Origin of the sequence: Veillonella sp. CHU110, assembly GCF_003992255.1 — a bacterium.
Taxonomy (GTDB): Bacteria; Bacillota; Negativicutes; order Veillonellales; family Veillonellaceae; genus F0422.
Genome location: NZ_RQVA01000015.1, coordinates 39,764 through 48,054 on the forward strand (window position 1 = coordinate 39,764; position 8,291 = coordinate 48,054).

The following is an 8,291-nucleotide window of genomic DNA, read 5'->3' on the forward strand; positions in this document are numbered from 1 at the left end:
CTATAAAATTAATAACTATTGTTTACGAGCATACAATGCATACTCAATATATTGAAGAGGAGTAAAGATAGCAACTCCCCCTAATACACCTTTCATTGATAGAGATGGAATCTGTGTTCCTATTGCCACTAACACTACAATAAGACTAAACCGGCTCATGGCAGCTATGCGAACTCTACGTTTCACTGTTTCCAATGACTCTTGCTGTATCTTACGCGTCTGAAATGCTAAAAAAAGAAAGTATACACCGTGAGTCATCATCCCCCATAACCAACCAGTAATGTGACTAGACCAATCGAGTAGCCATAATCCTATACTACCTAGTATAGCTACTAACAGAATCCACAGGCAATGATTTTTTACATAGCCCCTATATTCTTTCATGAATACTCCTTATAACAATTGACGAATGGCACTATACAGGCCCAAAAAGCCTCCCAATAGACCACCTACAAGAATTCCCCATGGCCTTGTACCACTATATACATCTAAGGTATATCCAATTCCTACGCACAGACCAATGGAGCAAAATAGACTTACCCCTATTGTCGACGCTTTTGACACTGCCGTCCATAGTTCTGATCGCTTTTGCTCCATACATTCACCTCATCTAACATGGTAAATTATACCATTGATAGTTGTATTTTTATAATTCATAAATTTAATACATGGGAGTTCTAAACCTTTAAATGAATTGTAAATTAATTCTTTTAAGCCTTTTATTCCCCATTGAAAGTAGATATCAACTATATTATGACTTTAACGCATTCTTCTAATAACTTTTTCCGAAAGTTATTGGTTTATCTTGGCCTTCGAAAAATTCATGACGTAAGGCTTGCACGATTCGGTCCGAAGCAAGTCCATCGCCATAAGGATTCACTGCATTGGACATAGCTAAATAGGCTGTTTCATTCACGAGTAACTCCGTAGCCGTACGATACACACTCTCTTTATCGGTTCCCACTAACTTTACGGTACCTGCCTCAACTGCTTCAGGACGTTCCGTAGTATCTCGTAATACGAGTACAGGTTTGCCTAGGGATGGCGCCTCTTCTTGAATACCACCAGAGTCCGTCATGATTAAATACATACGGGCCATCAAATTAGCGAATGGCTCGTACTCTAAAGGTTCTATTAAGTGCACTCGTGGCATGTCACCTAACACCTCTTGCACAATGCTGCGCACCTTTGGATTCCGATGCATAGGGAAAATCACTTCTACATCTGCCTGCTCATTGATAATATCACGAATCGCTTCGTATACATTGCGCATAGGATCGCCCAAATTTTCACGTCTATGAGTCGTCACAAGAATGACTTTGTTGTTTATATAATCAATTTGATTCAATAGCTCTTCTTTGAAAGTATAGTCTGTTTGCACTGTTGTTTGCAGTGCATCAATGACTGTATTTCCAGTCACATACAAGTGGGCTGGGTTAATATTTTCTTTCAGCAAGTTAGATTCCGAAGTACTAGTTGGTGCAAAATGATAGCTTCCTATAGCTCCCGTCAATTTACGATTCATCTCTTCTGGGAATGGAGAATAGATATTTCCCGTTCTAAGACCTGCTTCCACATGACCTACTGGTATCCCTTCATAAAAAGCAGCTAGCGCTCCTACAAAGGTTGTCGTCGTATCTCCATGCACTAATACCACATCAGGTTTAGCTTCTTTCAATACCCCTTGTAACCCAAGCAAGGCCTTGCATGTCACATCATATAACGTTTGCCCTTGACTCATAATATTTAAATCATAATCAGGTGTTATGGAAAACAAATGCAACACTTGATCTAACATCTCTCTATGCTGTGCCGTTACCGTAACAATAGACTCCATATCATCAGCAGCCTCTAAGGCCTTAACAACAGGTGCCATTTTAATCGCTTCAGGACGAGTCCCAAATATAGTCATGACCTTTAACATAGTACCTCCCACATGTCTCATGTGCGTATCATCCTTGCGAAAGCATCCATCTTTCACAAACATTCCTAAATCACTTTATTAATTACTTAATGATTATATCTATTGTAACATGTAGAAGAGTTCCATACTAGTGAAAAGAAAGGAATACAAAACAATATCAACATCTCACCAAAAAACGAGCTTAATTTTTAATGTTATGTATTGCTATATTTCTGTTATTCATAAAAAAATATATTTAAGGGGAGTCGCTATTTGATCTCCCCCTAAATATATTTAAAAAGTAAATACTGACGCTTTATATTATTTTCTGTTGAGGATTTAAATTTTTAGCGTCTTGTATTAATATAATTAGAGTAGACTACTAATCTCATATAACCAACTTATATCATTAAGCTGCCTCTGGTGCTTTTTCAAATTTATAAGCAACATATCCATAAATAGTCCAACCAAAGAATGTTACTAAGCTGCCATACGCCATCGCTTCTAGCCCTGATCCGTAACATGCATAGAAGCTATATGCTGTAGCGATTAAATTTACCACCGTAATCCAAAATCTCTTATTCCCAGACATCTTCACTCCAGAAATAATGAATGGTAATGCCGCCATACATAAGATATATGGAACTAAATTAGTTATAACTGCAAGGTTTGTAATTGCTTCGAATTGTTCCATCAGCTGATCACTCATGGTTGCAAAAGAAATAACCGTTTCTATACATGTCATAATAATCATACCGATAATAGGGGCATCTGTAGATGTAACCTTTGAAAATACTTTTGGAAAGTATCCAACATCCGCAGATGCTTTCAATACTTGTGCAGTAGTAAACTGCCATCCTAACAAGGAACCAATACAAGCTAATGCCATCAATCCTTCAACAGCTTTACCCACCCAAGGGGCGAAACATCTAGCAAAAACTAATCCAAAAGGCGCATTTGAGTTTGCGATTTCAAACGCTGGAATTATCCCCGCCATAACATTTGTAGACGCGATATATATCACTGCTGCACCTAATGTTCCTCCTAATACAGCAATTGGAACATTTTTTTCTGGATTTTCTACCGCATCAGTATTAGCACATGCAGACTCTAAACCTAAGAATGACCATAAGGTTAATGTAATAGAACTTGTTACCGCCTCTCCAAATGGAAGATTATTAACATTCCATTGGCTTACATATAATGACGGACTAAACCATATCCAACCTAATATCGAAATAGATACTACAGGAATAATTACACCCCATACAGTAACAGATCCAATTCGCCCTGTTATTTTTGGTCCTCCAAAGTTTGCTACGCTAGTAATCCACAACAATCCAATTGTTGCTAAACCGGTCATAAAACCATTTAAATTAACATCTAAAAATACTGCTCCATAGCCTACCGCTGAAAGCCCAATCGCAACATTGGCTACTATTAAAGAGAATGCATATGTGTAATTACACATAAAATTCCCGCCAACTCCAAATGTATTTTGGCAATATCCACCCATTCCGCCTTTTAAACGACTATACATACCACATTGAGCAAAACAATACGCCAAACACATTGAACCTAATGCGGTTACCAACCAGGATAAAACCGATATTGTACCAACAGATGCTAATTTTGCTGGTAACATAATAATACCAGACCCCATCATATTAACTGCAGTAATAATAGTTAACTGCACTACTCCCATTTTTTTGGAACCTTCACTCACAACATTCACATCCTCTCAGAAATATCGATATGCACATGGGGGAATACCCCCATGTAACACATCATTTGAGTGAAAAATAATCTTAAAATTCTAGTTTTAAAATTTTCCTATTTGTTGTACTTTTCAATTACAGATTCATCTTTCAATACATATGCAACAGCACGGGTCTTTCCATCAATTTCTTCAAAATGCACCCCTTGAATTTCACCAGCAAATCCTGGTAAGTAATTAATTGTGTCTTCAAGAGCTTGGAAGTATTCTTTAACAGTTTCAGACCATCTTTCACCCGGATCAATAACAATAATTCCTGGAGGATAAGGAAGTGCACCTTCCAATGCTACACGACCTAAAACCTTATCTAAAGTTACTTTCTCATAGTTACCAGCAATAAACTCATGATTAGCATGCATTGGGTTCATTGCAACTTTTGGAAGATATTCTTCTCTAAATAATCTTCGTTGCAGCTCATTTACATTACGTTGTTTATAGAAATCATGCATTTCTTGACATAATTGACGAATCGTATATCCTCTATATTTTTCAATATTATTTGCATAAATTTTTGGCAATACATCTTGCATTGGTGCATCTTCTTCAATTAGTTGTTCAAATCGAACTAATAAAGATACCAAGTTTTGCATTCTAGTTTTACTTTCTGCTGGTGTTAGCAAAAATAATATTGAATTCAAGTCAGATTTTTCAGGAGTTAAACCATGTTCCCTAATAAAGTTACACAACAGTCCTGCCGGAATACCAAAATCTTCATATTCACCTGTTTTGATATCAATCCCAGGTGTAGAAATAGTTATTTTACATGGATCTAGTAAGTATTGATTTTCTGCATAATCCTTAAATTGGTGCCATCCTGCTCCTGGTTGAATACTGAAAAATTTATTGTTTGTTGCAATTTCTTCAGTTGAATAACTTTCCCAAGGCTTTCCATCAATTTCTCTAGGAATAAATGGTTTTAGATATTTACAGTTTTCAAGTATAGATTTACGTATTTCAATGCCTAGCTTTACTGTGTCCGCCCATAGTTTTCTACCAGCCGGCCCCTCATGAATCTTAGCATTAACATCTAGTGATGCAAAGATTGGATAGAATGGTGATGTCGAGGCATGTAACATAAACGCATTATTAAATACATCATCATTACAATAATATGGTTTATCTTTAATATGGCTATCTTTTTTATGGATTTGAGATGCTTGAGAAAAACCCGCAAGCTGTTTATGAACAGACTGAGTTACAAGAATACCTGGATCTTCAGGCCCTAACTCTAAAAGAAGTGGGCTACAATCTTTTAACATTGGAATAAATTGTTCATATCCAACCCATGCAGAGTCAAATAAAATATATTCACAAAGATGTCCAATACGATCAACTACCTGACGTGCATTGTAAATAGACCCATCATAGGTACCTAACTGAATTAGTGCTACACGGAAAGGTCTTTTAGCATCAGCTTTGTGAGGTGCTACTTCTTTCAATCTTCTTCTTAAATATTCTTCATCAAAACATTTATCATCAATGCCCCCAATAAATCCATATGGATTCCGCCCAGTTTCCAAATAAATTGGAGTGGCACCACTTTGAATTAAAGCGCCATGATGAAGCGATTTATGGTTATTTCTATCAAAAAGAATTACGTCACCTGGATGTAATAAAGCATTAGTAACTACTTTATTCGCAGATGATGTACCATTCAATACAAAATAGGTATAATCAGCATTAAATACTTCCGAAGCATGTTTTTCTGCATCATATGGAGCACCCTCATGAAGAAGTAAGTCTCCCATGAATACATCAGAACAACTCATATCAGATCGGAAAATATTTTCTCCAAACCAATCATACATTACACGTCCTGCTGGATGCTTCCTAAAAAATTGTCCACCATGATGACCTGGAGTAGATAAAGTTGTATAACCAGAGTCAACATAATCAATTAAATTTCCAAAGAAAGGTGGTACCATCTCTTTTTCATATTTAGTTGCCGCATCTTCAATTTGGCGACTAAACAATTCCCGATCAAACTCGTTTACATCCATTACTCGCACACCAGCGGCTAATAAATTAACTGGAATCTCTTTTTCTGGCGACGTACGGATAACAAAGATAGGAATCCCTAGCAAAGAATCCATAATTGGATTTAATGCCTCCAACTCATTTTCTGTTACTACCACTACTCCTGTAGCTGTAAGGTCAACTTCAAAAGACCGAATTACCTCTTCAAGTACCTCACGTTTTCGAGTAGATAACACATCAAAATGGCGCATTGCCTCTTTGCTAGAGAGAATCTTAAGTACCTTCATTCTGTTTTCCTCCCAATAATAAAAATAAGTTACATTGTTTCATTTTTACTATAAAAGCCCGGCTTTTATAGCGAAACAAATAAAAATATATTATTGATAAACCAATAATAACCTTAAAGAGTAAATAATTTGAAACTCATCAAATATATCTCTTACATTTTTATAAGTTCTCACTTGATTATCATGAGTACTAATACTATTTAATTTAGTTATATCGTAAAATTAGCTATACGTCAATAAAAATTACAAAAAAACATTTTCATTATGCAAAATTGTTATAATGATAGGTGTATATATATTCATAAGTACTTTTTTGCATCTATAAATATCGTAGTTTTCACTTCTACATAAATTTTTAGCCTACTTACTTCTTAGTTAAGTTATTTTAATATTTGTACCTTCTATTACACAAAAAAGCACTAGCTAATCAATAGCTAGTGCTTTTAATTTCATATATACATCCGTTATCTGATATAGAAAGGACTTAATATTATGATTTAGAAGAACCTTCTCTAGTTCTACTATTTTTCAATTTCCTCTGATTCTAACTTCACCGGTTCTGGTTTCATTAATGGGAACAATAATACATCACGGATAGATGCAGAATCAGTTAAAAACATAACCAGACGGTCAATACCAATACCCAAACCAGCTGTTGGTGGTAAACCATATTCTAAAGCTGTGACAAAGTCTTCATCCATACGATGCGCTTCATCATCACCAGCTTCACGTTCTTTTAATTGAGACTCAAAACGTTGTTTTTGATCAATTGGGTCATTTAACTCGGAGTAGCCATTAGCTACTTCACGACCATAAATGAAGATTTCAAAACGTTCTGTTGTTAATGGTTTCTCACGATTTTGTTTTGCTAATGGAGAAATCTCAACTGGATGGCCATATACAACTGTTGGTTGCATCAAGTTTTCTTCTACATATTCTTCAAAGCAAAGGTTCATGATTTTACCAATACCATCTGCATCACCATATTCAACATTTAGACGATCTGCAATCGCACGAGCTTCGCTCAATGTTTCCACTGCATCAAAGTCTTCACCAGTATATTTTTTTATACCTTCTTGCATTGTGATACGATTCCAAGGAGGAGTTAAATCAATATCCATACCTTGGTAATTAATTTTTGTCGTACCTAGTACTTCTTTCGCACAGTAGGATACGATACCTTCTGTTAAGGCAATAGCATCTTCAAAGTTGCCATAGGCTTGGTAGGATTCCATCATAGTAAATTCTGGATTATGACGGATAGATACACCTTCATTACGGAAAGAACGGTTGATTTCGTATACACGTTCTAAGCCGCCTACGATCAAACGTTTTAAATATAACTCTGGAGAAATACGCATATAGATATCGATGTCCAATGCATTATGATGGGTAATGAAAGGACGTGCTGCTGCACCACCAGGGATAGCATGCATCATAGGAGTTTCTACTTCCATGAACTGATTACGATTCAAATATTCCCTAATTTTTGCAACAATTTGTGTACGCTTTGCAAAGGTCTCTCGTACACATGGATTTACAATTAAGTCTACATAGCGTTGACGATAACGAAGCTCTGTATCTTTTAAACCATGCCATTTCTCAGGAAGTGGGCGAAGAGATTTAGAAAGTAATGTTAACTTTTCTACTTTTACTGTAACTTCTCCTTTTTGAGTTTTAAATACATGCCCTTCAATGCCAACAATATCCCCCATATCAAGCATTCTCACATACTTATAATCATTTGCACCCATTGCATCTTGCCGGAAATATACTTGAATATCACCAGACAAATCTCGCAAGTTGGCAAATGCCGTTTTACCGTGATAACGAATAGTCATTAGCCTACCAGCTAAAACTACTGGTTGACCATCAAAATCTCGAAACTCTTCTCGAATTTGACGTGCCTTATGTTGCACAACAAATCGTTGTCCAAACGGATAAATGCCATCAGCCTCATACTGTGCCAACTTATCACGGCGTACCAACATTTGATCATTTAAGTCCAATTGTTCAGATACATGTTTTTCTTCACTCATGATGGGCCTCCTTTTAATAATTTACCCCTTTTTGAATATGTAATATTTCGAAGTAGATACATCATTAGCATCTAACTACTTCTACCTATTCACCGTTTTTAGATCAATCAGTTTAATTTTTATAGTTCGAATTAATATTAGCCTATCTTAATAATCTATGATACTAGGAACAATCCAGTCTCTCTTTAATATCTACATATAAACTCTATTGACTCATTTCTTGTTAATTTATAACACTTATATGAAATTTATAATATAGATTTCTTAAGCCAAAATCCACCTTTAGAAAATATAAACGAATCGATATT

The 8,291-nt window shown here is 35.8% G+C and carries 6 protein-coding genes; all 6 read right to left on the reverse strand.

Going from position 1 to position 8,291, the window contains the following annotated elements:
* Nucleotides 1-15: 15 nt before the first annotated feature.
* Nucleotides 16-384, reverse strand: a complete 369-nt coding sequence (locus EO122_RS06840; protein ID WP_127009930.1) for a hypothetical protein — start codon at nt 382-384, stop codon at nt 16-18.
* 9 nt (nt 385-393) lie between these two features.
* Entirely contained in the window at nt 394-597 is a 204-nt protein-coding gene (locus tag EO122_RS06845; RefSeq protein WP_127009931.1) for an AtpZ/AtpI family protein, read from the reverse strand.
* A 175-nt stretch (nt 598-772) separates the two neighbouring features.
* The gene (gene wecB, locus EO122_RS06850; protein WP_127009932.1) at nt 773-1,924 is read right to left on the reverse strand and encodes a non-hydrolyzing UDP-N-acetylglucosamine 2-epimerase; all 1,152 of its coding nucleotides are present in this window, start codon (nt 1,922-1,924) and stop codon (nt 773-775) included.
* A 388-nt stretch (nt 1,925-2,312) separates the two neighbouring features.
* Nucleotides 2,313-3,629, reverse strand: coding sequence for a putrescine-ornithine antiporter (gene potE, locus EO122_RS06855; protein WP_206168518.1), 1,317 nt, complete (start codon nt 3,627-3,629; stop codon nt 2,313-2,315).
* Nucleotides 3,630-3,736: 107 nt separating this feature from the next.
* Nucleotides 3,737-5,944 (reverse strand): ornithine decarboxylase, encoded by a 2,208-nt coding sequence (gene speC, locus EO122_RS06860; RefSeq protein ID WP_127009933.1) that lies wholly within the window; start codon nt 5,942-5,944, stop codon nt 3,737-3,739.
* 521 nt (nt 5,945-6,465) lie between these two features.
* The gene (lysS, locus tag EO122_RS06865; RefSeq protein WP_127009934.1) at nt 6,466-7,983 is read right to left on the reverse strand and encodes a lysine--tRNA ligase; all 1,518 of its coding nucleotides are present in this window, start codon (nt 7,981-7,983) and stop codon (nt 6,466-6,468) included.
* Nucleotides 7,984-8,291 lie beyond the last annotated feature (308 nt).

Coding starts and splice junctions, on each gene's coding strand:
- EO122_RS06840 (WP_127009930.1), bottom strand. CDS start 384: ATGAAAGAATATAGGGGCTATGTAAAAAATCATTGCCTGTGGATTCTG.
- EO122_RS06845 (WP_127009931.1), bottom strand. CDS start 597: ATGGAGCAAAAGCGATCAGAACTATGGACGGCAGTGTCAAAAGCGTCG.
- wecB (WP_127009932.1), bottom strand. CDS start 1,924: ATGTTAAAGGTCATGACTATATTTGGGACTCGTCCTGAAGCGATTAAA.
- speC (WP_127009933.1), bottom strand. CDS start 5,944: ATGAAGGTACTTAAGATTCTCTCTAGCAAAGAGGCAATGCGCCATTTT.
- lysS (WP_127009934.1), bottom strand. CDS start 7,983: ATGAGTGAAGAAAAACATGTATCTGAACAATTGGACTTAAATGATCAA.